The organism is Bordetella sp. BOR01 (genome assembly GCF_019218885.1).
Classification (GTDB): Bacteria; Pseudomonadota; Gammaproteobacteria; order Burkholderiales; family Burkholderiaceae_B; genus Bordetella_A.
The window spans coordinates 1-384 of record NZ_JAHUWT010000023.1 but is presented as its reverse complement, the minus strand read 5'-3'; the positions used below and the strand labels follow the sequence as shown (position 1 = coordinate 384).

Sequence of the window (384 nt, the reverse complement as noted above, 5' to 3'; positions counted from 1 at the left end):
ACAGGTCGCCGCTGACGCCGCGAAAGGTCAGCCCGAACACCGTCGAGCCCACCAGGATGAACACCACGAAGCACGACAGCTTGGTGGTCGTGTCCATCGCCTGGCGCAGCAGGTCCAGCGTCAGCCGACGGCGGATCAGCGCCATCACGATCGCCCCCACCGCTCCCATCGCCCCGCCCTCGGTCGGCGTGGCGATGCCGATGAAGATCGTGCCCAGCACCAGGAAGATCAGGAACAGCGGCGGGATCATCACGAAGGTGACCCGCTCGGCCAGCGCCGAGAGCATCTTCAGCCTGAACACCTTGTTGACGATGGCGATCACGAACGCGGTCAGCCCCCACAGCAGCAGGCTGAGCACCACCTTCTCGTCGACCGGCGCATCGG

The 384-nt window shown here is 66.1% G+C and carries 1 protein-coding gene; it reads right to left on the bottom strand.

Annotated features, from left to right (window positions below; all coding sequences use genetic code 11):
- Positions 1–384, bottom strand: a 384-nt coding sequence (locus KW845_RS29360; RefSeq protein ID WP_218372951.1) for a TRAP transporter large permease subunit, incomplete at both ends; no start/stop codon positions are given.